The sequence below is a fragment of the Tepidiforma sp. genome (assembly GCF_026419595.1).
Taxonomy (GTDB): domain Bacteria; phylum Chloroflexota; class Dehalococcoidia; order Tepidiformales; family Tepidiformaceae; genus Tepidiforma.
Window position 1 is genome coordinate 70,191 of the sequence record NZ_JANZZD010000002.1, and the last position, 22,549, is coordinate 92,739.

General features: G+C 72.2%; 20 protein-coding genes. 9 read left to right on the forward strand and 11 right to left on the reverse strand.

Annotated features, from left to right (window positions below; genetic code table 11):
- The first annotated feature begins 31 nt into the window (after positions 1 to 31).
- The 3 genes from moaD to N2041_RS01775 are packed head-to-tail and all read left to right on the forward strand — an operon-like array spanning position 32 to position 1,256.
- The gene (gene moaD, locus N2041_RS01765) at positions 32 to 280 is read left to right on the forward strand and encodes a molybdopterin converting factor subunit 1 (protein ID WP_297675216.1); all 249 of its coding nucleotides are present in this window, start codon (positions 32 to 34) and stop codon (positions 278 to 280) included.
- 2 nt (positions 281 to 282) lie between these two features.
- On the forward strand, positions 283 to 735 hold the full coding sequence (locus N2041_RS01770; protein ID WP_297675218.1) for a molybdenum cofactor biosynthesis protein MoaE: 453 nt from the start codon (positions 283 to 285) through the stop codon (positions 733 to 735).
- Positions 732 to 1,256, forward strand: coding sequence for an NUDIX hydrolase (locus tag N2041_RS01775; RefSeq protein ID WP_297675220.1), 525 nt, complete (start codon positions 732 to 734; stop codon positions 1,254 to 1,256). The genes N2041_RS01770 and N2041_RS01775 overlap by 4 nt, the downstream gene beginning before the upstream one ends.
- A gap of 3 nt (positions 1,257 to 1,259) precedes the next feature.
- Here the strand turns inward: N2041_RS01775 and N2041_RS01780 are convergent, their stop codons facing one another.
- The 5 genes from N2041_RS01780 to rplI form a co-directional block, all read right to left on the reverse strand.
- Complete coding sequence (locus tag N2041_RS01780) at positions 1,260 to 1,799, reverse strand: hypothetical protein (protein ID WP_297675222.1); 540 nt, start codon at positions 1,797 to 1,799, stop codon at positions 1,260 to 1,262.
- Between the two features lie 24 nt (positions 1,800 to 1,823).
- On the reverse strand, positions 1,824 to 3,227 hold the full coding sequence (locus tag N2041_RS01785) for an ATP-binding protein (protein WP_297675224.1): 1,404 nt from the start codon (positions 3,225 to 3,227) through the stop codon (positions 1,824 to 1,826).
- Complete coding sequence (locus N2041_RS01790) at positions 3,142 to 3,870, reverse strand: DnaD domain-containing protein (protein WP_297675226.1); 729 nt, start codon at positions 3,868 to 3,870, stop codon at positions 3,142 to 3,144. Before N2041_RS01790 ends, N2041_RS01785 begins: the two co-directional genes overlap by 86 nt.
- Complete coding sequence (gene dnaB, locus N2041_RS01795) at positions 3,854 to 5,248, reverse strand: replicative DNA helicase (protein WP_297675228.1); 1,395 nt, start codon at positions 5,246 to 5,248, stop codon at positions 3,854 to 3,856. Before dnaB ends, N2041_RS01790 begins: the two co-directional genes overlap by 17 nt.
- Positions 5,249 to 5,329: 81 nt before the next feature.
- The gene (gene rplI / locus N2041_RS01800) at positions 5,330 to 5,839 is read right to left on the reverse strand and encodes a 50S ribosomal protein L9 (RefSeq protein ID WP_297675230.1); all 510 of its coding nucleotides are present in this window, start codon (positions 5,837 to 5,839) and stop codon (positions 5,330 to 5,332) included.
- Positions 5,840 to 6,091: 252 nt separating this feature from the next.
- Between rplI and N2041_RS01805 the strand changes: the two genes are divergently transcribed.
- Positions 6,092 to 7,192 (forward strand): hypothetical protein, encoded by a 1,101-nt coding sequence (locus tag N2041_RS01805; RefSeq protein WP_297675232.1) that lies wholly within the window; start codon positions 6,092 to 6,094, stop codon positions 7,190 to 7,192.
- A gap of 24 nt (positions 7,193 to 7,216) precedes the next feature.
- Here the strand turns inward: N2041_RS01805 and N2041_RS01810 are convergent, their stop codons facing one another.
- Positions 7,217 to 7,882, reverse strand: a complete 666-nt coding sequence (locus N2041_RS01810) for a helix-turn-helix domain-containing protein (protein WP_297675234.1) — start codon at positions 7,880 to 7,882, stop codon at positions 7,217 to 7,219.
- A 35-nt stretch (positions 7,883 to 7,917) separates the two neighbouring features.
- Entirely contained in the window at positions 7,918 to 9,102 is a 1,185-nt protein-coding gene (gene dinB / locus N2041_RS01815; protein ID WP_297675236.1) for a DNA polymerase IV, read from the reverse strand.
- Positions 9,103 to 9,164: 62 nt separating this feature from the next.
- Here dinB and N2041_RS01820 point away from each other — a divergent pair, with 62 nt between their 5' ends.
- Positions 9,165 to 10,037 (forward strand): PAC2 family protein, encoded by an 873-nt coding sequence (locus N2041_RS01820; RefSeq protein ID WP_297675238.1) that lies wholly within the window; start codon positions 9,165 to 9,167, stop codon positions 10,035 to 10,037.
- A gap of 15 nt (positions 10,038 to 10,052) precedes the next feature.
- On the opposite strand, the gene N2041_RS01825 is transcribed toward N2041_RS01820, so the two are convergent.
- A complete protein-coding gene (locus tag N2041_RS01825; protein WP_297675239.1) occupies positions 10,053 to 10,196 on the reverse strand; it encodes a hypothetical protein in 144 nt (47 codons plus the stop codon).
- A 5-nt stretch (positions 10,197 to 10,201) separates the two neighbouring features.
- Positions 10,202 to 11,107 (reverse strand): TIGR03560 family F420-dependent LLM class oxidoreductase, encoded by a 906-nt coding sequence (locus tag N2041_RS01830; protein WP_297675241.1) that lies wholly within the window; start codon positions 11,105 to 11,107, stop codon positions 10,202 to 10,204.
- Between the two features lie 140 nt (positions 11,108 to 11,247).
- On the opposite strand from N2041_RS01830, the gene N2041_RS01835 reads away from it, so the two are divergent.
- Positions 11,248 to 11,373 carry a hypothetical protein gene (locus N2041_RS01835; RefSeq protein ID WP_297675243.1) on the forward strand — a complete coding sequence of 42 codons (126 nt, stop codon included), beginning with the start codon at positions 11,248 to 11,250 and terminating at the stop codon, positions 11,371 to 11,373.
- Entirely contained in the window at positions 11,370 to 11,909 is a 540-nt protein-coding gene (locus tag N2041_RS01840; protein WP_297675245.1) for a hypothetical protein, read from the forward strand. Before N2041_RS01835 ends, N2041_RS01840 begins: the two co-directional genes overlap by 4 nt.
- Here the strand turns inward: N2041_RS01840 and N2041_RS01845 are convergent.
- Both N2041_RS01845 and N2041_RS01850 read right to left on the reverse strand, forming a co-directional pair.
- Complete coding sequence (locus N2041_RS01845; protein WP_297675247.1) at positions 11,893 to 14,595, reverse strand: HAD-IC family P-type ATPase; 2,703 nt, start codon at positions 14,593 to 14,595, stop codon at positions 11,893 to 11,895. The two genes, N2041_RS01840 and N2041_RS01845, sit on opposite strands and share 17 nt — an antisense overlap.
- Positions 14,579 to 15,412 (reverse strand): universal stress protein, encoded by an 834-nt coding sequence (locus N2041_RS01850; RefSeq protein WP_297675249.1) that lies wholly within the window; start codon positions 15,410 to 15,412, stop codon positions 14,579 to 14,581. Before N2041_RS01850 ends, N2041_RS01845 begins: the two co-directional genes overlap by 17 nt.
- A gap of 133 nt (positions 15,413 to 15,545) precedes the next feature.
- Between N2041_RS01850 and N2041_RS01855 the strand changes: the two genes are divergently transcribed.
- Positions 15,546 to 17,594, forward strand: a complete 2,049-nt coding sequence (locus N2041_RS01855) for an APC family permease (protein ID WP_297675251.1) — start codon at positions 15,546 to 15,548, stop codon at positions 17,592 to 17,594.
- Between the two features lie 87 nt (positions 17,595 to 17,681).
- The gene (locus N2041_RS01860; RefSeq protein WP_297675253.1) at positions 17,682 to 22,529 is read left to right on the forward strand and encodes a PAS domain S-box protein; all 4,848 of its coding nucleotides are present in this window, start codon (positions 17,682 to 17,684) and stop codon (positions 22,527 to 22,529) included.
- Positions 22,530 to 22,549 lie beyond the last annotated feature (20 nt).

The following is a 22,549-nucleotide window of genomic DNA, read 5'->3' on the forward strand; positions in this document are numbered from 1 at the left end:
CGGCGAGGCGGGCGCGGCTACAATGGGAGCGATGGGCACGGTCACGGTGCTGCTGTTCGCTTCGCTCGCGGAGCGCGCCGGGACGCGGCGGCTGGAAGTGCCGCTGGAGGAGGGCGCGACGGTCGGGCAGGTGCGCGACCGGGTGGTGGCGCAGTTCCCGCAGCTGGCGGCGGCCGTGCCGACGCTGATGTACGCGCTGGATGAGGAGTACGCGCGGGAGGATGCGCCGGTTCGGCCGGGGAGCACGCTCGCGCTCATCCCGCCGGTTTCGGGAGGGTAGCGATGCTGATCCGGGTGACGGAGGCGCCGATTTCGGCGGACGAAGCGGCGCAGGCGGTTGCCTCGCCGGCGGCGGGCGCCATCAACGTGTTCCTCGGCGTGGTGCGCAACACGAACCTCGGGCGGGCGGTTTCGCACCTCGTCTACGACGCGTATCCCTCGATGGCGGAGAAGGAGATGCGGGCCATCGCGGAGGAGGCGAAGGCGCGGTTCGGGCTCGAGGATTGCGCCATCCTGCACCGGACGGGGCGGCTGGAGATCGGGGAGACGAGCCTCGTGGTGGCGGTGAGCTGCGGCCACCGGCGCGAATCGTACGAGGCCGGGCTGTGGGTGGTGAACGAAGTGAAGAAGCGGGTGCCGGTGTGGAAGAAGGAAGTCTGGGAGGACGGGGAGGAGTGGATCGAAGGGCCGGAATCGCTCGGGATGCAGCAGGCGCCGGCGAGCATGCAGCGATGAGCGGCCACCCGCACGCGTTCAGCCGCTACTGCATGCACTGCGGCCAGCGGCTCACGACCGCCGTCCCGGAGGGCGACACGAAGCGGCGGATGGTCTGCCTCGATTGCGGGTTCATCCACTACCTGAACCCGCGGCCGGTCGCGGGCGTCATCCCGGTGCGGGAGAGCGGCGAACTGCTGCTCGTGCGGCGGACGATCGAGCCGCGGGCCGGCACGTGGGTCTTCCCGGGCGGCTACATGGACCTCGGCGAGACGGCGGAGGAAGCGGCCATCCGGGAGACGCTGGAGGAGGCGCGGCTGGAGGTGGCAGACCTGCGGCTGGTCGGCGTGTTCACGCGCACGGGGCCGGGGATCGTGGTGATCGTGTACGAAGGACGGGCGCTCGGCGAGGGCGAGCCGGGCCACGAAACGAGCGAAGTGCGCTGGTTCGCGCCGGGGGAGATCCCGTGGGAGGAGCTGGCGTTCGACAGCACGGAGGCGGCGCTGCGGGCGTGGGCGCGGCAGCGGGGGCTGCCGGCCTGAGCCTCACTCGAGGGTGAGCAGCGGCACGGCGCTGACGCCGCGGCCGTATTCGAGCGCAGCCGGGCGGACGGCCGGCGGAAGGTCGTAGGCGATCCAGCCTTCGACGGCCTGGCCGGGCTCGAGGACGCCCATGCGGAGCGCGGGCTCCTGGTTCGAAAGCGCCCAGGTGTAGAGCTGGCCGTCGCTGCCGCGGAGGCGGAGGAGCGAGAAGTTGTAGCTCGCGCGGGGCTGGAGGCCTTCGAGTTCGAGGAGGATGCCGACGCGGCGGTGGCCGGCTTTCACCGGGAACACGCCCGGGGGCTCCGGGTCGGCGATATCGATGATGGTGTAGCGGACGCCATCCACCTCGGCCGCGCGGCCGGCGACGGGGCTGGCGGCCGGCGCGGCGCTTTCGCCGAGCGGTGCGCGGGGATTGCCGGCATCGGCGGCCGGGGGCGTGGTGACGCCGACCCGCTCGCCTTCGCGCTCGGCAAAGGTGAGGATGCCGGCCAGGAAGAGCAGGACACCCCCGGCGAGGATGAGCAGGGCGCGGGACCACCTCACGGGCGCATCGTAGCGGGCGGGGGCCTAACGCGTGCGGCGGGGAGGACGCGGCCCGGGCGGCGCGGCTGCTCCGCGGCCGAGGTGGTAGTGGGGCGCGATGATGGCGAGGACCGCGCCGGCGCGCGGGTCGGCGATGCGGGCGACGATGCGAGGATTCGCGGCCTGCAGCTCCTCGAGGGAGCGGTCGCTCGTGACGACCGTCGGGAGCCCGCTGACGTGGCGGTAGTTGACGACCTGGTAGAGCTTCTCCTGCGCCCACGGGGTGGCGGCCTGCGCGCCGAAGTCGTCGAGGATGAGGAGGTCGGCGGTGCGGACGCGGTCGAAGAGCTCGTCGTAGGGGAGTTCGCGGCCAGGCATGTACGAGGCGCGCAGGTGGTCGAGCAGGTCCGGGACGACGGCGAAGAAGACGGAGCGGCCGCGTTCGAGGGCGCGGTTGGCGATGGCGCCGGCGAGGTGGGTTTTGCCGCAGCCGTTGGGCCCGACGAGGACGAGCCAGCCCTGCGGGTCGTCGGCGTAGCGGCGGGCAGCCTCGAGAGCGGCTTCTAGGGAGAGGCGCTCCTCTTCGCGGAGGCCGGGGATGCGCGTTTCGAAGGCGGAAAACTGGAACGCTGCGAGCCGCTCGCGGGACATGCCGCCGACTTCGCGGTAGGCGGCATCGCCGGCGCGGCCCAGGGCCACGACGCGGGCGAGCGCAGGGTCGAGCAGCCGCGTCGCCAGCCGGGGGTCGAGGGAGGCGGGCGGCGCCGCGAGCGTGATGACCGTCGGGAGGGCGAGGTTGAAGCGGTGGTTGAGGACCTGGAGGAGCTTCTCCCGCGCCCAGGACGTGCCCGAGGCGCCGTCGAGGTCGTCGAGGATGAGGAGCGGAGCGTTCCGGACCTGGTCGAAGACGCGGTCGAAGGCGAGGTCCTCGTCGTCGGCGTCGTAGCCGGCGCGGAGGTGGTCGAGGAGGTCGGCGACGACCATGAAGAGCACGGGGTGGCCGAGCTCGATGCGGCGGTTGGCGAGGGCGGCGGCGAGGTGGGTCTTGCCGCTGCCGGAGGGGCCGGTGAGGACGAGCCAGCCGCGCGGGTCTTCGGCGTAGGCGCGGGCGGCGGCGACGGCTTCGGCGAAGGCGGGGTCGCTGCCGCCGCGGCCGGCCGGGTCGAGGGTGGCAAAGGTGAAGCGGGCGAGGGCGCCGATGTTGCTGAGGCGGGTGAGGCGTTCGCGGCGCTGGTCTTCGCGCTCGCGGAGGACACAGTCGCAGGGTTCGGCGCGGCCGAAGCGGGGGTGGTCGACCGGGTAGGGGCGGCGGACGAAGCCAGCGCCGCGGCAGATGGGGCAGGCGCCGGCGTCGTCGGGGTCGTCAGCGGTAGCGGGCGATGTGCCCGAGGGAGCCTCCGAGGTAGCGGCGTTTCGCATCTTCGAGAGCATCTCGTCCAGGCGTTTCATCGGGGCGGCCCTCCAGTGCCCAGTTCTCGAGCATGCGCTGGATATAGCGCCAGTTGCGGACGTTCAGTTCGGCGGCCTCGCGGAAGGCCGCTTCGATCCATTCGGGCGGGTAGACGGATTCGGCCTCGGCGAGCTTTTCGGCGACGAGGGGGGTGATGGTGCCGATGTGCTCTTCGTAGAGGCGGAAGATGCCGGGGCGCTCCTCGGGCGCGCGGAGCGGGGCGACGGCGGCGCCGGGCCGGAGTTCGAGGCGGCCGGCGCGGGCGCGGGCGATGGCGCGCCGGGAGGCCGGGTTGTTGACGAAGTAGAAGGTCTCGGCGCCGGTGGCGGTGCGCGCTTCGAGAGCGAGCAGGGCGCGGAGCTCGAGGCAGCGCTGGAGGCCGGCTTCGAGGCCGGGGCGGCCGCTGGCGAGGGTTTCGAAGCTGAGGCGGGCGGGCTCGTGCTCCCAGATGGCCGCGGCGGTGACGCAGCGCGGCTCGGCGGGCAGCTCCTGCACGAGGCGAGCCGTCCAGAGGAAGGCCAGGAGGTCGCCGGGCGCGGTCAGCTTCGGCAGGACCGCCGTGAAGAAGAGGTTGGGGATGGCGGTGGCTTTGCCGATGCCGGGGAAGCCGTCGAAAGCGGCGCGGTCAGCTTGCGACGTCATCGGTCCGGAGCACCCAGTCTTCGAAGCGGGCGAAGCGTTCGCGGAAGCGGAGTTCGACGGTGCCGATGGGGCCGTGGCGGTTCTTGGCGACGATGACCTGCGCGACGCCCTTCGGGTAGGCGGATTCGGGGAGGTCGGGGTGCTGCTGGGCCCACTGTTCGGGGGTGACGTACATCTCTTCGCGGCTGAGGAACATGACGATGTCGGCGTCCTGCTCGATGGAGCCCGAATCGCGGAGGTCGGAGAGCATCGGGATGCGGGGGTGGCGGTTTTCGATGGCGCGGGAGAGCTGGGCGAGGGCGACGATCGGGACATCGAGTTCGCGGGCGAGGCTCTTGAGGGTTCGGGAGATGTAGGAGATCTCCTGCACGCGGTTTTCGCGGGAGCCGGTCCCGTCGCCGTGCATGAGCTGGAGGTAGTCGATGACGATGAGGTCGAGGCCGCCGGCCTGCCCGGCGAGGCGGCGCGCGCGGGCGCGGAGCTCGGCGACGGTGAGGAACGGCGAGTCATCGAACCAGATGTTGGCCTCGGAGAGGCGGGCGGCGGCATCGATGACTTTGCGCTCTTCGAATTCGGTGTTCTGGCCGAGGCGGAGGCGGTTGGCCTCCACGCCGGCCTCGGCGCTGAGGAGGCGGACGGCGAGCTGCTCGGCCGACATCTCGAGGGAGAAGACAGCGACGTTCGCCTTCTGGAGGATGGCGGCGTTGCGGGCGATGCCGAGGGCGAAGCTGGATTTCCCGACGCTCGGGCGGGCGCCGATGATGACGAGGTCGGAGCGCTTGAAGCCGGCGAGGAGGGTATCGAGGTCGGTGAAGCCGGTGCGGATGGCGGAGAGCTGGAGGCGCTCGATCTCGGCGGGGTCCTGCTCGAGGTAGGCATCGAGGACCTGCCGGATGTGGACGAAATCGCGGAAGGATTCGCCGCCGCGGAGACGCTGGATGAGCGATTCGGCGCGGGAGAAGACGGACTCGATCTCGGCCGGCGCCTCATAGGCCATCTGCATGATGGCGGAGGCGGCGTGGATGAGGCCGCGGTAGGTGGCGTCGCGCTTGACGATGCGGGCGTAGAACTCGACGCCGATGGAGGTGGGGAGGCGGCGGATGATCTCGGCGAGGTAGGTCTGGCCGCCGACCGCAGCGAGGCGGTCTTTGGTGGCGAGTTCGTGGGCGACGGTGATCTGGTTGATGACCTCGTCGCGGCTCCAGAGGTCGAGACAGGCTTCGTAGATCCAGCCGTGGACTTCGCGGAAGAAGTCGGAGGGCTTGAGGATGTTGACGACCGCGAGCATAGCGTCGGGGTCGACCATGAGGGAGGCAATGACGGCCTCCTCGGCCTCGATGTCGTGCGGGGGGAGACGTTCGAGGGGTGCGAGGGTCATGGGGAGAAGGAGGGACGCGGGTGCGCGGGAATGCGCGGCCCGGCAACGGTTCCGGTCCCTGCGGCCCTCCTTTCGCGGTGGTTATTCGCTCTCAGCGGCGCCCTGCGCCTGGGCCGCGAGCTTCTCGGCGATGGCCTTCGAGGACGCGTCGGGGATGACATCGACGGCGACCTCGGCGCTCACGTTGCGGGTGAACTTGATTTCGACCGCGCGCCGGCCGAGTTCGCGGATCGGCTCGGGGAGGAGCACCTGCTGGTGCTCGAGCTCGACCCCGGTTGCTGACTTGATGGCGGCGGCGATGTCGCGGTTCGTGACGGAGCCGAACAGGCGGCCGGTTTCGCCGACGCGGGCCTCGATGGAGACCGCGAGGTTTTCGAGCTTCGCGGCGATGACGCGGGCCTCGGCGTCGAGTTTCTCCTGGCGGCGCGCCTCGCGCTGGGCGAGGGCGTTGGCGCGCTGGAGGTTCTCCTTCGTGGTCGGGCCCGCGATACCGCGGGGGAGCAGGTAGTTCCGGGCGAAGCCGTTCTTGACTTCTTTGATTTCGCCGACGTGGGCGGTTCCTTCAACGTCTTCGAAAAAGACGACTTTCATGCTGACCTCTGGTGGTGCGGGATGGCCCGGCGGGACCCGGCGGGGATGGAGCCCGCCCGGGACGATCCCGGGGGCAGGGTAGAGAGGTCAGGATATCGCTTCCAGCGATTATGGTCAGGTGTGCAGGGTTTTGACGGAGCGTTCACGGTTCGTTGCTGTTATGCATAGCGAAGCGACGCGACAGATGCTGTCGCGAACGGCGGCGGGATAGGGCAGTCGCGGGGAAGACGGGCCGGTTCTACGCTTCCGGGGATGGGTTATGCGCAGCCGGTGCTGGTGATTTTCCACGGGGGCACGGGGGAGGGCGCGGCCGAGCGGGTGATGTCGCGGGCTCGCGTGGCGGCGGCGCGGAACTCGGCGGAGGCGGCGCTGGCGGCAGGGTTCGAAGCGGTCATCATCGCGACGGACGAACCGGCAGCGTTCGTGCCGCTGCCGCCGGGGGTGCTCGTGGATGAGGACCGGCCGGGGGAGCAGTTCAGCTACCGGGAGCGGCTGGCGTGGGTCATTGAGCGGTACGGGCTCGAGCGGCCGGCGGTGATGGGGTCGGGGTCGGTGCCGCTGCTCGGGGTCGCGGAGTTTGCGCTGGTGGCGGAACAGCTCCGGGCGCGCGATGGCCGCTTCGTAACGAACAACTTCTTCTCGGCCGACCTGACCGGCTGGACGCCCGGTTCGGCGTTCCGCGCGATCGGCGACTTGCCGCGGGACAACCTGCTGCCGAGGAAGCTGCGGGATGAGGCAGGCCTGGCGCCGGTCATCCTGCCGCGAACGACGGCGACGCAGTTCGACCTCGACACGCCGACGGACCTCGCGATCCTGGCCCTGGCGCCGGGAGTGAGCCCGGCACTGCGGGCGGCGGCCGAACCGGTGCGGGCCCTCGCGGAGCGGGTGCGCGCGGTGATGCCGCTCCTGTGCGACCGCTCGGCGGAGCTGGTGGTGGCGGGCCGGGTGGGGAGCCAGGCGTGGCAGTACCTCGAACGGGAGACCGCCTGCCGGGTTCGGCTCTTCAGCGAGGAGCGGGGGCTCGCGACAGCCCCGGCCGGGCACCGGCCGAGGAGCGTGCTCGGCTTTTTGCTGGAGGAGCTGGGGGCAGAGCGGTTCTTCCAGCGGATGGCGGAGCTCGGCGATGCCGTGGTGCTCGATACGCGGGTCATCGAGGCGCATCTCGGCCTGGCGCCCTCGCGGGAGGACCGCTTCCAGGGCGACCTCGGGAACTGGGAGCAGGTCGGCGAGCCGGAGCTGCGGCGATTCACCCGCGCTGCCCTGGAGGCGCCGGTGCCGGTCATCCTCGGGGGCCACTCGCTCGTCTCTGGCGGCCTCATGGCCCTGAACGATGCGGCATGGGAAGGCAGGTAGCGAATACCGGCGGGGAGAGCGGCTTCAGGGCGCGTGGGATTCGTAGACGGAGGCCATGCCCTCGAGCATCACGTCGGCCAGTGAGAGGACATTTTCGATGGCGTCGACGGCCTCTTCGGCGGAGAGCCCGGCTTCGGTCGCGATCTGGGCGGCGGTTTCTTCCAGCGAGCGGCGCAGGGCGTTGAACGTGGCGACGGCGGTGGTGAGGCTGACGTGCTCGCCGACGAGCGTGCGGCCGTATTCGCGACCGATGGAGCGGGCGTCCTCGATCGCGCGGTCGCGGCGAGCTTCGCCTGCGATGATGCGGGAGAACAGGTCGACCACCTGGCGGCCGAGCAATCGGAGGCGGTCGAGCGCATCGGGGCTGAGCTGGTCGAAGGCAGGGGCCCCGTGGGAAGCGCGCCCGCGGGGGTGGAGCCGGCGCCGAACGCGGGCGGTGGCGAGGTCGCTGATGCGGCTGGCATCGCGAGCGGCCTGGGCGGGGCTGACGCTGGCGACGATGTGCTTGAGGTCCTCGGCGAGGATGCGCCGGTGCCCGCCGCTGGTGCGGTAGGAGCGAATTTCGCCCGCATCGGCCCAGCGGCGGATGGTCGATTCGCTGACCCCGAGCAGCTTGCTGGCTGCACCGAGCGTCACCCAGCGGTGGCCGGTCAGTTCGAGGTCCGGGGGCTGATCGCCAAACTTCTCCAAAGCGTACCAATTCTTTCGCCGGGAGCCGCGGGCTGTCAACGGGGCTGCCGGGGGCCCGCCCCGGGGAGTTCGGCGGCCCTCCGGATGATCCCGGCCCCGTAGCGGTCGCGGAGCTGGAGGAGGGCGTCGTGGAGTGCGCCGTCCGCCGCGGATTCGCCAAAGGCGAGCTGGCGGGATCGCTCGATGAGGCCGGTCACACCCAGCCCGATGAGCCGCACCGGGCGGCGGCCGTTCGCGTCCCAGGCATCTGCGAAGAGGGCGGCCGCAAGTCGGTAGATTTCGCCTGCGAAGAGCACCTGTCGTCCCGGTGTGGCCGACCGGGTGATGGTTTCGAACGGCGGGAAGCGCAGCTTGAGGACGACGGTGCGGGCGGCGCGCTGCTGTCGGGCGAGGTCATCGGCGATGTGCTCGGCCTGCCGAAGGAGGGTCGCGCGGAGGAGCCCGGCGGAGCTTTCATCACGGTCGAACGTGTATTCGCGGGAGACCGAGCGGCGACCCGGCGGTGCCGGTGCGATTCCAGCGGGCGCGATGCCGCGGGCGCGCCGCGCAAGGTCGGCGCCATGGCGCCCGAACCGTCTCTCGAGGATTGCTGCGGGGACGGCCGCGAGCTGCCCGATGGTCGCGATGCCCAGGCCGGCGAGCACCTCCGCCGTTTTGCCGCCGACACCGGGCAGGTCGCGGACGGGCCGCGGCGCGAGGAAGGCTGCTTCGCTGCCGGGCGGGACCAGGATGAGACCGTCGGGCTTGGCGGCGTCGCTGGCGACCTTGGCGACGAGGCGGTTGGCAGCGATGCCGATGGAAGCCGTGATGCCGATTTCTGACCGGATGCGGGCACGGATGGCCTCGGCGATGGCGTGCGGGGAGCCGAACAGCCGCTCGGAGCCGGAGACATCGAGGCAGGCTTCGTCAACACTGATCGCCTCGACGGCGGGGGTGTAGTCGCGCAGGATGGCGTGGAAAGCGCGCGACGCGGGGGCGTACCACGAGAAGTCCGGCGGGAGGATGACGGCGCCGGGACAGAGCTCCCTGGCGCGGGCCACAGGCATGGCAGAGCGGACGCCGAAGCGGCGTGCTTCATAGCTCGCGGTGCTCACGACCCCGCGGGGGCCGGGGTAGCCGACGATCAGGGGGCGGCCCCGGAGGTCGGGCCTGCGCAGGAGCTCCATCGCGACGAAGAAGGCATCGAGGTCGACGTGGAGGATTGCTGCGGATGCGACCATTTGTTCGGATGGTAGCAGGGGGCGGGGCCGCCCTGCATCGGCGCCGGTGTATGCTGAGGTGCATGCAGTACCTGAAGCTGGATTCGCTGCCCGAACTGCGTGCGCCGGTGTTCATCTGCGCGTTTGCGGGCTGGAACGATGCGGCCTCGGCGGCGACGAACGCGGCGAGGTTCATCGTACGGCGGTTCGGGGCGCGGAAGTTCGGGGCGTTCGACCCGGAGCCGTTTTTCGATTTCCGGGAGGTGCGGCCCCATGTGCAGGTCACGGTGCGCGGCGAGCGGGAGATCACGTGGCCTCCGAACGATGTGCACTTCGCGCGGAACCCGACGGGGCCGCACGACGTGGTGGTGTTCACGGGGACGGAGCCCAATCTGAAGTGGCGGACGTTCGCAAGCGAGCTGGTTGAGCTGGCGCAGGCCGCTCGGGCTGACCTCGTGGTGACCCTGGGGGCGCTGCTGGCTGACGTGCCGCATACCCGACCGGTCCGCGTGACGGGGAGTTCGCTCGACCCTGCGGCCGCTGAGCGGCTCGGCCTCCAGCCCTCGCGGTACGAGGGGCCGACGGGCATCGTTGGCGTGCTCCACACGGCGCTCCGCGATGCGGGGCTGCCCGGCGCCACGCTGTGGGCAAACGTGCCGCACTACCTGACGTCGAGCCAGAACCCCGGGGCCACGGCGGCGCTGCTGCGGCGCGTATCGGCGCTGCTCGAGGTGGAGTTCGACCTCTCCGAGATGGACGCGGCTGCGCAGAGGTTCGTCGCCGAGGTCGAGGGTGCGCTGCGGGCAAACCCGGAGGCGCAGGAGTACGTTCGCCGGCTGGAAGCGACCTACGAAGAGGCGGCCGCGGAGGCCCCTCAGCTGCCGCGGGGCGAAGACCTCGTGCTGGATATCGAGCGCTTCCTCCGGGAGCAGCGGGAGGGACGGGGCGAGGGCTGAGGCCGCGTCCGGTCGTCAGCCTGCCGACTCGTGGCTGCCTTCCCGGGGCAGGAGCAGCGCATCGAGGACGAGGTAGAGGCTGACCACGACGAGCGTGACGACGGCGATGCGAAACGCGCGGCGGGCCACGGCGGCCGGCAGGGCCATGATGGTTCGCATAGGGTTTACTCCCTCGAAACGCGGCTGATGACCTGCTCGTTGAACCGGTCGAGGACGCCGAGGCGGTCCTCGAGGGTGCGGCCGAGGGTAAAGGCAGGGATGATCAGCTCCTGCACGCCGGCCTCGGCGTACCGTTCGACGGCGGCGCGGAGGTCGGCGGGAGAGCCGCCGAGGACGGGGAAGCCGGCCCGGCCGACGCGCTCGAGGGCTGCGGGGTCGTCGGACATCACGAGGAGGGCCTGGGCGGAGCGGCGGATGGTGCGCGGGTCGCGGCCGAGCTCTGCGCAGTGGCGGTCGAGGATGCGGCCCTTGTGGGCGAGCACCTCGGGCGTGCCCCAGGTGTTCCATTCGTCCGCGAAACGGGCAGCGATGCGGAGGGTGCGCCGTTCGCCGCCGCCGCCGATGAGGAGGGGAAGGGGCTGCTGGAGCGGCTTCGGCTCGAGCGGCGCATCCTCGAGGCGGTAGTAGCGGCCTTCGAAGGTGGTGCGGCGGTTGGCGAACAGGGAGGTGATGACCTCGCAAGCCTCTTCGAGGCGGTCGAGGCGCCCCTTGACGGTCGAGAATTCGATGCCGTAGGCGCGGTGTTCGTTCTCCTGCCAGCCGGCGCCGAGACCGAGCACGAGGCGGCCGCCGCTGATGTTGTCGACGGTGGCGGCCATCTTGGCGAGGACCGCGGGGTGGCGGTAGGTGTTGCCGGTGACGAGCGGGCCGATGCGGATGCGCGGCACGGCGGCGGCGAGCGCGGCGAGGGTCGTCCAGCATTCGCTGACGGGCGCCGAGACATCGGCGGCATTCGGCATGAAGTGGTCCGCGTAGTAGACGCCGTCCCAGCCGGTCGCCTCGGCATGGCGGGCGATGGCGAGGGTTTCGGACCACGGGTCGTTCATGCTGGGCCAGACGGCGAATTGCATCGGGGTCGCGCCTCCGGGGGCTGGCAGGGTGGCGCCATCGTACCGGAGCGGCGGCGTGCGGGCGCGGGGGCCGACCGGGGAAGCGGTTCACGGCCTGCCGGGCACTGGACCGAACGGCAGAGGCGCCGAAACTTCCGGGCGTGACGGGCGAAGCTCCGAAATGGCGCGAACGGCTGCGGCGGGCGCTGGTGGTCGCCGCGGTGGCGGCGGTCGTCTACGTGCCCGGGGCCGTGACGCTCTGGATGCTGCTGGCGGGGCGGGCATGAACGACGCGGCAGTGCTGGCGATCATCGTGGCGGTGCGGGGGCTCGTGCCGCTGCTGATCTTTCGCTGGAACCTCGCCGGGGCGCTGCTGGCGATCGCGGCGGACGGGAGCGACGCCATCATCCAGGACGTGCTGGGGGCGGAGCCGCTCCGCGGGTGGTATCACGAGTTCGACAAGATTTTCGATACCTACTACCTCGGCATCGAACTGTGGGTGGCGCTCCGGTGGGGCGACCCGATCGCGCGGTGGATGCTGGCGGGGCTGTTCGCGCTGCGGCTGCTGGGCGTGGCGGTGTTCGAAATCACGGAGGCGCGCGAGGTCATCCTCTTCACGCCGAACGTGTTCGAGAACTACTACCTCGTGCTGGCGGGGCTCCGGTCGATCCGGCCGGGCTACCGGCTGCACGGCTGGGGCGAGGCGGTGCTCTGGCTGGCCGCAGTGACGCCCCCGAAGGTGCTGCAGGAGTACGTGATGCACTACCGGGCGGCGCAGACCTGGCACTTCGTGCGGGACGAGATTTTCACGCCGTGGAACTGACGGGCGCGCGCGGGGCGATGAGCCGGTAGAGCGGGCCGAAGCGGCGGACCCAGAGCTTGTGGACCTCGACGGCGAGGATGATGGTCGAGGCGACGGCAATCATCCGCCACCAGGCTTCGAAGGAGAGCGGTTCGACGCGGAGGACGTACTGGGTAGGCGGCAGGTAGAGCGCCGCCACGTGGAGCGAGAGCGCGGCGATGGTGCCGGTGAGGAGGAAGGGGTTGAGGAACGGGCTGCGCGTGAAGGCGGACTGGCGCTCGGAGCGGACGTTGCCGAGGTGGAAGGCCTGGAAGAGCACCATCGTCGTGAGCGCAACGGTCTGGGCGGATTCGAGCGAGGCGCCGTGGTCGAGTTCCCAGCGGAAGAGGGCGAGGGTGCCGACGAGGCGGGGGATGCCCGCGACGACGGTCCGCTCCCAGAGCAGGGGCGAGATGATGCCGTCGGAGCGGCGGCGCGGCGGGAACTTGAGGACGTCCTTCTCGCCGGGTTCGAAGGCGAGCGCGAGGTCCTGGATGCCGCTGGTGACGAGGTTCAGCCAGAGGAGCTGGGCAGCGACCATCGGCAGCGGCCACTGGAAGAGGACGGCGGCAAGGATGACGACGAGCAGCACGGCGCCGTTGGAGACGAGGAAGAAGGTGACTTTGCGGACGTTCTCGAAGGTGACGCGGCCCTCCTCGACGGCGGCGTAGATGGTGACGAAGTTGTCGTCGGCGAGGACCATGTCGGCGGCTTCGCGGGCGACGTCGGTGCCGGAACGGCCCATCGCGACGCCGATGTCGGCGGCGCGGAGGGCCGGCGCATCGTTCACGCCGTCGCCGGTGACGGCGACGACGTGGCCGTCGGCGCGGAGGGCCTGCACGACGCGGAGCTTGTGCTCGGGCGCAGCGCGGGCAACCACGGCGGTCTCGCGAAGCCGCTCGCGGAGGTCGTCGTCGGAGAGGCGGTCGACCTCCGGGCCGGGGAGGACGGGCGCGCCGGGCGGGGCGATGCCGAGCTCGGCGGCGATGGCGCTGGCGGTGGCGGCGTGGTCGCCGGTGATCATGACGACCCGGATGCCGGCGTCGCGGCAGCCGGCGATGGCTTCGCGGACGCCGGGGCGGGGCGGGTCCATCATCGCCTGGAGGCCGAGGAAGGTGAGCCCGGCGGGGTGGTCGTCCGGGCCGGGCGGGGCATCGAGCGCGGCGAAGGCCATGGCGAGGACGCGGTGGCCGCGGCTGGCGAGCTCGTGGGCGGCGGCGAGCACGGCCTCGCGGTCGAGCGGCGCGGGGCCGGACGGCGTGAGCATGGAGGTCGAGCGTTCGAGCAGCCGCTCCGGCGCGCCTTTGACGAACCAGGTTGGGGCGCCCTCGAAATCGCGGCAGCTGGCGGAGTACTGGCGCTCGGATTCGAAGGGGATGTCGAGCAGGACGGGCGCGGCGCGCAGCTCGGCGGGCTCCATGCCGGCGGCGATGGCGGCGAGGAGGAGCGCGGCCTCGGTGGGATCGCCGCTCGTTTCGTAGGTCTCGCCGGCGAGGAAGGCATCGGCTTCGTTGGTCATGACGCCGGCGATGAGGAGGAGCCGCTCGGCGGGTTCGAGGCCGATGGGCTCGGCGCCGGGCGCCGGCGGCGGGAGCGGACGGACGCCGGCGGCGGTCCAGAGTTCACGGACGGTCATCCGGTTTTCGGTGAGGGTGCCGGTCTTGTCGGTGCCGATGACGGTCGTGCTGCCGAGGGTTTCGACCGCCGGGAGCTTGCGGATGATGGCGTTGCGGCGGGCCATGCGCCGGACGCCAAGGGCGAGCGCGACGGTGAAGACGACGGGGAGGCCCTCGGGCACGACGGCGACGGCGAGGGCGACCGCGACCTTGAACATCTGGGAGGGGGATTCGCCGACGGCGACGCCGAGGAGGAAGGAGACGAGGGCGCCGAGGGCGACGATGACGCCGATGGTGCGGGCGAACCGCTCCATCCGCTCCTGGAGCGGCGTCTGCGGGGTGGCCTGCTCGCGGATGCTGCCGGCGATGGCGCCGAGCTCGGTCGCCATGCCGGTCGCGACGGCGTAGCCGCGCCCGCGGCCGCGGACGACGATGCTGCCCGAGTAAGCCATGCAGGCGCGGTCGGCGATGGGCGCGGCTTCATCGACCGGGTCGGCGTGGCGGGACACGCCTTCGGACTCGCCGGTCAGGAGCGACTGGTCGAGGACGAGGCCGGTGACCTGGACGAGGCGGATATCGGCGGGGACGCGCATGCCGGATTCGAGCAGGACGAGGTCGCCGGGGACGACCTCGCGGCCTTCGATTTCCCGCTCGTGGCCCTCGCGGAGCACGCGGGCGCGGGGCGCGACGAGGCTCATGAGGGCGCGGACCGAGCGCTCGGCGCGGCGCTCCTGGGTGAAGCCGATGGAGGCGTTGAGCAGGAGGACGGCGGCGATGACGGCGGCATCGACGAGGTCGCGCAGGATGAGGGTGACCAGCGCGGCGGCGAGGAGGATGTAGATGACGGGCGAGCGGAACTGGCGGAGGAGCGTGACGTACCAGGGCGTCGGCGGCGCGGGCTCGATTTCGTTGGGGCCGAAGCGGGCGAGCCGGCTCGCGGCGTCGGCGGCGGGCAGGCCGTGAGGGCCGGTGCCGAGGCGGGCCTCGACCTCGGGCAGCGGGAGCGCGTGCCAGGGCGGCGGGGCGCCGGCGCCCTCACCGGCCGGCGGCATCGGCGCCTCCCGGGGCGGTGACGATGAGCGGCAGCGGGCTCGTGCGGAGGAGCGCCTCGGCGACGGAGCCGAGGAGGAAGCGCATCGCGCGGCCGCGGCCGTGGGTGGCGAGGGCGAGGTGGGTCGCGCCCGTCTCGGCAGCAACGCGAAGCGCGGCGGCCGGGACGGATTCGAAGGCGCGCGGCGGTTCGACCCGGCGATGGGCGGCGGGCGCGGAGAGACCGCGCTCCAGCGCCTGGAGGGCGGCCGCGAGGTCGAGTTCCCGCTCTTCGGGCCGCTCGCCGACGGCGGGGACGGCGACGGCGAGGAGTTCGACGGGAACGGCGGCATCGCCGAGCAGGCGGGCGAGCGCGGGCGCGACCGCGGCCGACTCCGGCGAGCCATCGGCGAGGGCGAGGATGCGGACGGGCGTCGGGGCCGGGCCGGCGTAGCGGGGGCCGATGGCGAGGACCGGGACGGGGGCGGCGCGGACGGCGCGGCCGAGGTCGCCGAGCCAGGGGGTTTCGCGCGCGTCGACGGCGAGGAGCCGCGGGGCGGTTGCGATGGCGAGGCGGACGGGCGGCGCCCAGGGCGGCTCGCCGTTCAGGCGGAGGCTGAGGCCTGCGGAAGCGACCCCGGGCGGCAGCAGGGCCGCGAGGTCGGCCTCGGCGGCGGCGCGGGCGGCTTCGACGTCGGCCGGGTTCGCCGGGTCGGCCGACGCCGCAGCATCGAAGAGGGCAGTGGCGGCGAGCGAGAGGCCGAGGGCGCGGGCGAGCGGTTCGGCCGCACGGGGAAGAGTCGCGGTATCGCCGGGAGGCAGCGCACACAGGACGGTCATGGCACGAGTATGGCCGATCAACGGGGCCGCGTGACGGGGCAGACGGCCCCCCTCGGGCGGCCGTTTGGGCGGCCGACGGGTGCAAAACCGGGCATCTTTTTCCCTGCGCGTGCGGTGCTACCGTGAGGGAGCCGTGGGCACACCAGGGGGGCCCGATCTCACGCCGCTCTACAGCCCGCAGGGCCGGGTGACCCGCTACCGGGTCAGCCTGCCAAAGGCGGGCATCGTCGAGACGGGCGCCGGGCGATACGAGGCGACACCGTACGCGGAGCGGCGGCGGGGGCTGGGCGGGTTCGCGCTGGACCTGAAGGACCTCGTCATCGGGCGGTCGATGTCGAACCTGCGGCTCGCCGAGCAGCGGCTGAGCCGGAAGATTGCGCTGGCGGTCTTTTCCTCGGACGCGATTTCGTCGACGGCGTACGGCCCGCAGGAGGTGCTGCTCATCCTCGTGATGGCCGGTTCGGGAGCGCTGACCTACAGCCTGCCGATCGTGCTCGCCATCGTGGGGCTGCTGGCGGTGGTGGTGCTCTCGTACAGCCAGACGATCCGGGCGTACCCCCATGGCGGCGGGGCGTACACCGTGGCGCTGGAGAACCTCGGGAAGGCGGCCGGGCTGACGGCCGCCGCCGCGCTGCTGATCGACTACACCCTGACCGTGTCGGTCTCGATCTCGGCGTCGGTGGAGGCGATCGTGGCCGCGTTCCCGAGCATGCAGCCGCTGTCCGTCGAGCTTGCGGTCGCGATGGTGGCGGTGATCGCGACGATGAACCTGCGCGGGGTGCGGGAATCGGGGACGGTGTTCGCCATCCCGACGTACGGGTTCATCATCGTGCTGGGGACGACGATCGTCTTCGGCGTCGCGAAGGTGCTGCTGAGCGATACGCCGAACATCTTCGCGGCGGGGACGCCGGACCGCGCGCTACCGGAGGCGACGCACAGCCTGTCGCTCTTCCTGCTGCTGCGGGCGTTCGCGGCCGGGTGTTCGGCGCTGACGGGCGTGGAGGCGGTCTCGAACGGGGTGCAGGCGTTCAAGCCGCCGGAGTGGAAGCACGCGATCGAGACGATGACGGCGATGGCGATCATCCTCGGGTCGCTGCTTTTGGGGACGACGCTGCTGGCGCGGCATTACGGCGTGGTCTACCTCGAGGGCGACCACGCGACGGTGCTGGCGCAGATCGGCGAGCAGGTTTTCGGCCGAGGGGCGATGTTCTTCGCGCTGCAGGCGTTCACGGCGGGGATCCTGTTCCTCGCGGCGAACACCTCGTTTGCGGATTACCCGCGGCTGGCTGCGGTGCTGGCGAAGGATGCCTACCTGCCGCGGGTGTTCCGGCAGCGGGGGAACCGGCTGGTCTTCAGCTACGGCATCCTCGCGCTGGCGCTGATGGCGATCGGGCTGATCGTGCTCTTCCAGGCAAAGACGACGCGGCTCATCCCGCTGTATGCCTTCGGGGTGTTCCTCTCGTTCACGCTTTCGCAGGCGGGGATGGTGCGGCACTGGCACCGGCTGCGGGGCCGCGGCTGGCGACTTTCGATGGCGATCAACGGATTCGGGGCGACCGTGACGGCCATCGTCACGGCGATCGTGGTGGTCACGAAGTTCAACGAGGGCGGCTGGATGGTGGTGGTGGCGGTGCCGGTCGCGGCGGCGGGCCTGTACTTCGTCGGCCGGTACTACGCGCGGCTGCGGCGGCTGCTCCACGTGCCGCCGGAGGCGACGTTCGATATGCGGCCGCGGGGCGAGGCGCCGGAGCCGGTGCTCGTGCCGGTGCAGGAGATCAACCTCGCGCTCGTGATGGCGCTGGGGGCGGCGTGCGAACGCGCGAAAGCAGTCCAGGCGATCCACGTGGAGGTCGACCCCGACCAGCCGGACGAGATCGACGCACAGTGGCGGCGGCAGTTCCCGGGCATCCCGCTGGTGGTCATCGATTCGCCGTACCGGAACGTGGCGGACCCATTCGCGCGGTACGTGGAGGACCGGCTGCGGGAGCCGCCGTACGGGGTGACGGTGCTGCTGCCGATCATCGAGACGCGGCGCTGGTTCGAGCGGCTGCTGGTGAACCAGAGCGCCGGAGCGATTGCGCGGCGGCTGAAGGCGAACCGGCGCGTGCGGATCGAGCGGTACTACTACCAGCCGGGAGGGCTGGGCCGGCGGCGGGGGCATCGCCCGCCGGTGCGCGTGTAATCGCCGCGGTGAGGAAATCAGGATGTTCCCCGAGGCCGGGCGTCCGAACTCTCCAGTAGGATGCGCCGGGATGAACGGGGGACCCCGGTGAACGTCGCGCTCTCGGCGGCGGACGAGGCGACCCGGGCGCGCATCGCGGCAGCGCTGCGGGCGGCGGGGCATGCCGTCGTGGGGCGCGACGAAGCGGCCGACGTGGTCGTCGCCGACGGGCTGTGCGGGGCGGAGGCTGCCCGCGAGGCGCAGCAGGCGGTGCTCGGCCTGGGGCGGGTGTTCATCGCCGGGATTACGGATGTGCCCGGCGGCGTCGCGGCGGCGCTGCGGGGCGGGGCGGCCGACGCCTATCCCGCGGGCGATGCAGCGGCGCTGCTGACGCGGCTCGCGGTGCTGGAGGCCGCCGGCCCGCGGGATGTCGGCGCGAGCCTGGCGGCGGCGAACGTCAACGATGCAATGTATGCGGTGGACCTGGAGGGCCGATTCCTCTGGGCGAACGAGGCAGCGGAGCGGCTGACGGGCTACCGCCGCGAGCAGCTCGTCGGGATGCATTTCTCGGAGCTGGTACGCGACCCGGGGGATATCGAGCGGGCTGCCGCGGAGATGGCGGCGAAGGTCGCAGGCGACACCGAGACATCGCTGTTCGAGGTGACGATCACGACGGCCTCCGGCGAGCTCGTGCCGGTCGAGGTCAACAGCCGGGTGGTTTTCCGCGACGGGCAGCCGTGGGCGGTTGAAGGCGTCGCGCGCGACCTGCGGCCGCGGCGGCGAGCAGAGGCCGAGGTGCGCCGGCAGGCGGAGCTGTTCGCCCAGCTGGGCGTCGCGGCGGTGGCCGTCGACACGCAGGGGCGCATCGTGGCGTGGAACCGGGAGGCCGAGCGGATGTTCGGCGAGGCGGCCGTCAGCATGCTCGGGACGCGGGCCGTGAGCGGCTTCTCGACCGACGTGGAGGCGACCGCCCGGCAGCTGGCGCGCGTGCTCACGGGCGAGACGGTGACCGAGGCGCGCGACCTCCGCCGTGCGGACGGCTCGATCTTCCCGGCGCTGGTAACTGCCGCGCCGCTCCGTGACGAGCGCGGCGCGGTCGCGGGCGCGATCGGGGTCATCCTCGACCTGAGCGAAGAGCGCGCGCGGCAGGAGCGGATGGCGCAGCTCGCGGCGGTCGTCGAATCGAGCGATGACGCCATCACGATGTACGACCGCGACGGGACGATCATCGGCTGGAACGCGGCGGCGGAGCGGATCTATGGCCGGCCGGCGGCCGAGGCGGTCGGGATGAAGGCATGGGAGCTCGCGGAGCCCGCGGAGCAGGAGGCGCGGCGGGCGATGGTGCTGGGGGTGCTCGGCGGGGAGGCGATCTCGGGGCAGGTGGTGCGAAGGGGCGGGAACCCGGGGATGGTCGGCTATCTCAGCCTCTCCGCGTTCCCGCTGCGGGATGCGGAGGGGCGCATCACGGGCGCGGCCGCGGTTGCGCGCGACATCACCGCGCTCGTCGAGGCGGAGCGGGAGCGGAGCCGGCTGGCCGCCATCGTGGAATCGGCGGACGACGCCGTCATCGGGCGGGACCTGGAGGGCCGGATCACGAGCTGGAACGCGGCGGCCGAGCGGCTCTTCGGCTACACCGCGGCGGAGATGCTGGGCGGCTACGGCTACGAGACGGTGCCGGCGTCGCGGAGGGGCGAGTACACCGCGCGGGCGCGGGAGGTCGCGGGCGAGGAGCGGGTCGAGGCTGATGTGCTGCGGCAGGACCGGCAGGGCCGGGTCTTCCCGGTGCGCGCGGTGACGTTCCCGGTGTACGACCAGCGCGGGCAGCGGCTCGGCTCGGCGACGTTCCTGCGGGACATCAGCGACGAGCGGGCAATGCTGGCCGCGCTGGAAGAGCGGGAGCGGCAGCTGCGGGCGCTGTTCGAGAGCGCCGGCGAAGCGATCATCCTCGTCGACCGGGAGCGGCGCATCCGCTGGCTGAACCGGGCGGCGGTCGCGATCGGCGAGGAAACCTTCGGCGAGCGCCCGGACGTCGGCGCCCCCATCGACCGCTGGGTGCGCCCGCAGGATCGGGAGGCCTGGGAGGCGGCCTTCGAAGGCGCCCTCGCCGGGCGGAGCACGACGCTGCTCGGGCGGCTGATGCGGAGCGACGGCTCGCCGTTCTGGTATGAGATGACGTACCGCCCCGTGCACGACGCGGACGGTTCCGTGGCCGCGGCTGCGCTCGTGGGGCGGGACGTGACGGAGCGGATGGAGGCGGAGCGGGCGCTGCGCGACCGGGAGGCGACGCTGCGGAGCATCTTCGAGAGCACGCGCGACCACCTCTGGCTGCTGGACCGGGAGGGGCGGCTGGTCACCTGCAACACGCCGGCGGCGGAGTTCTCCGAGCGGCGGTTCGGACGGCGGCCGGAGTCGGGCGATTCGATGCTGGCGTTCGCGGACGAGCGGGGGCGGCCGGTGCTGGAAGCGGCGATCCGGATGGCGCTCGAGGGACAGGAGCCCGAGGGCGAACTGGCGGTGCCGCACGCGGACGGCACGAAAACGTACTTCAACATCCACGTGACACCCGTGCGGGATGAGCGGCGGGGCATCACCGGGGTGCTGGTCGATGCGCGCGACGTGACCGCGGAGGCGCTCGCGCGGCGGGAGCTGCAGCGGGCGCGGCAGGCACTGGCCGAGGAGTACGCGAAGCTCTCGACGATCATCGAGAACTCCGACGAAGGGGTCATCCTGCTCGACCGGGAGTGCCGGGTGGTGGCCTTCAACAGCGAGTTCGCGGAAGGGACGAAGCTTCGGCGAGGCATCGCCCCGCAGCCGGGGATGCACTTCACGGAGACGGTCTCGCCTGAGAGCGCCGCGTTCCTCCTCGGGAAGGTGCAGGAGGCGCTCGCCGGCCGGCGCGTCGCGTTCGAAGTCCAGTCGCAGACGCCGGGGCAGCGGCGCTGGTTCGAAGTGCGCATCCGGCCGGTCGTCACCGAATCGGGCGAGGTGACGGGGGCCGTCTACACGGGGCGGGACGTGACGGAGCGGCGGCTGCTGGAGGAGGAGCGGGAGGCGGCGCTCGCAGAGGCGCGGCGGCTCGCGGCGATCGTCGAGAGCTCGACCGAGGCAGCGCTGGCGGTCGGCCGTGACGGGCGGATCGAAAGCTGGAACCGGGCCGCAGAGGCGCTCTACGGCTGGAGCGCGGAGGAAGCGACCGGGCAGCCGTTCACCCTCATCGTGCCGCCGGAAGAGCGCCCCGCGGCCGAGCGGCTGTTCGCGCGGCTGCTGGCGGGCGAGTCGTACCGGGGCGAAATGGACCGGGTGCACAGGTCCGGCCAGCGGTTCCGGGTGGAGTCGGTCTACTTCCCCCTGCGCGATGCGCAGGGCGTGGTCATCGGCGTCGGGTGCACGTCGCACGATGTGACGCGGGAGCGGGAGATGGAGCGGCGCATCGCCGAATCGGCGGCGGACCTCGCGGCGACGCTGGCGTCCATCCGGGAGGGCGTGGCGCTGATCGGGGCGGACGGCCGGCTGGCGGCGGTGAACCCGGCCACGCAGTCGGCGGTCGGCGAGGTGTTCGGCGTTCGGCCGGAGCCCGGGATGCACTGGCGGGACGCGCTCCCCGAAAGCTGGCATCAGGCCTTCGCGGAGGTCATGGAGCGGACGCTGGCTGGCGAATCGATGACGTACGAGCTGCAGCTCACGGATGCGGCGGGGAATCCGCGGTGGTTCGAGCTGTCGTTCGGGCGGGTGGAGCTGCCGGACGGCTCGGTGCGCGGCATCGCGCTCAGCACGCGGGACCTGACGGAGCGGAAGCGGACGGAGGAGCGGCTGCTGCAGGCGCAGAAGGCGGAATCGCTGGCGGTGCTGGCGGGCGGCATCGCGCACGACTTCAACAACCTGCTCGTCGGTATCCTCGGCAATGCGGGGCTGGCCCTGGCCGAGCTGCCGCCGGAATCGCCCGTGCGGGAGACGGTGGCCGAGATCGAGCTGGCGGGGCAGCGGGCGGCCGACCTCGCGCGGCAGATGCTGGCGTATTCCGGCAGGGGGAAGTTCGTGGTGCAGCCGCTCAGCCTGAACGGGGTGGTCGAGGAGATGGCGCACCTGCTGCGGGTCTCGGTCGGGGCGGGCGTGCGGCTGGTGCTGGACCTCGCGCCGGGGCTCCCGGCGGTGGTCGGCGACGCCACCCAGCTGCGGCAGGTGATCATGAACCTCGTCATCAACGCGTCGGACGCGATCGGGAGCGGCGAGGGCACGATCCGCGTGCGGACGAGCGTGGCCCCGGGCACGCGGGAGCTGTTCGAACGCGCCGTGCTGGCGCCGGGGCAGCTGGCGGAGCGGTACGTGGTGCTCGAGGTGGCGGATACCGGCGCGGGGATGGACGCGGCCACGCTTTCGCGGATTTTCGACCCGTTTTTCACGACGAAGTTCACCGGGCGCGGGCTCGGGCTCGCGGCCGTGCTCGGCATCATCCGGGGGCACCGCGGCGGCATCGATGTCGAGAGCGCGCCGGGCGCGGGCACGACGTTCCGGGTAATGCTGCCGGCGAGCCAGAGCACGGCGCAGGCGGAGCCGGGGGCCGGGAGCAGCGGACAGTGGCGGGGCGAGGGGCTCGTCATCGTGGCGGACGATGAGCCGAGCGTGCGGGCGGTCACCTCCCGCGCGCTGCGGGCGATGGGGTTCGAGGTCGCCGAGGCCGCGGACGGGCAGGAAGCGGTGGAGGTCTACGCCCGGGAGCGCGGGCGGGTGCGGCTCGTGCTGCTCGACATGACGATGCCGCGGATGAGCGGCGAGGCCGCGCTCCGGGCGATCCGGGAGCTGGACCCGGGGGCGAAGGTCGTGCTGATGAGCGGCTACACCGAGCAGGACGCGCAGGAGCAGGTCGGCGGCGGACTCGCGGGCTTCCTCCAAAAGCCGTATGAGCTCGGGGCGCTGCGCGAGACCGTGCGGCGTGCGCTCGGCGAGGACACCGGATAGAACATCTGTACGCTATACTG

Bases quoted from the DNA above. Each gene is read 5' to 3' on its own strand.
- moaD (WP_297675216.1), top strand. From the start codon at position 32: ATGGGCACGGTCACGGTGCTGCTGTTCGCTTCGCTCGCGGAGCGCGCC.
- N2041_RS01770 (WP_297675218.1), top strand. From the start codon at position 283: ATGCTGATCCGGGTGACGGAGGCGCCGATTTCGGCGGACGAAGCGGCG.
- N2041_RS01775 (WP_297675220.1), top strand. From the start codon at position 732: ATGAGCGGCCACCCGCACGCGTTCAGCCGCTACTGCATGCACTGCGGC.
- N2041_RS01785 (WP_297675224.1), bottom strand. From the start codon at position 3,227: ATGAAACGCCTGGACGAGATGCTCTCGAAGATGCGAAACGCCGCTACC.
- N2041_RS01790 (WP_297675226.1), bottom strand. From the start codon at position 3,870: ATGACGTCGCAAGCTGACCGCGCCGCTTTCGACGGCTTCCCCGGCATC.
- dnaB (WP_297675228.1), bottom strand. From the start codon at position 5,248: ATGACCCTCGCACCCCTCGAACGTCTCCCCCCGCACGACATCGAGGCC.
- rplI (WP_297675230.1), bottom strand. From the start codon at position 5,839: ATGAAAGTCGTCTTTTTCGAAGACGTTGAAGGAACCGCCCACGTCGGC.
- N2041_RS01805 (WP_297675232.1), top strand. From the start codon at position 6,092: ATGGGTTATGCGCAGCCGGTGCTGGTGATTTTCCACGGGGGCACGGGG.
- dinB (WP_297675236.1), bottom strand. From the start codon at position 9,102: ATGGTCGCATCCGCAGCAATCCTCCACGTCGACCTCGATGCCTTCTTC.
- N2041_RS01820 (WP_297675238.1), top strand. From the start codon at position 9,165: ATGCAGTACCTGAAGCTGGATTCGCTGCCCGAACTGCGTGCGCCGGTG.
- N2041_RS01825 (WP_297675239.1), bottom strand. From the start codon at position 10,196: ATGCGAACCATCATGGCCCTGCCGGCCGCCGTGGCCCGCCGCGCGTTT.
- N2041_RS01830 (WP_297675241.1), bottom strand. From the start codon at position 11,107: ATGCAATTCGCCGTCTGGCCCAGCATGAACGACCCGTGGTCCGAAACC.
- N2041_RS01840 (WP_297675245.1), top strand. From the start codon at position 11,370: ATGAACGACGCGGCAGTGCTGGCGATCATCGTGGCGGTGCGGGGGCTC.
- N2041_RS01845 (WP_297675247.1), bottom strand. From the start codon at position 14,595: ATGCCGCCGGCCGGTGAGGGCGCCGGCGCCCCGCCGCCCTGGCACGCG.
- N2041_RS01850 (WP_297675249.1), bottom strand. From the start codon at position 15,412: ATGACCGTCCTGTGTGCGCTGCCTCCCGGCGATACCGCGACTCTTCCC.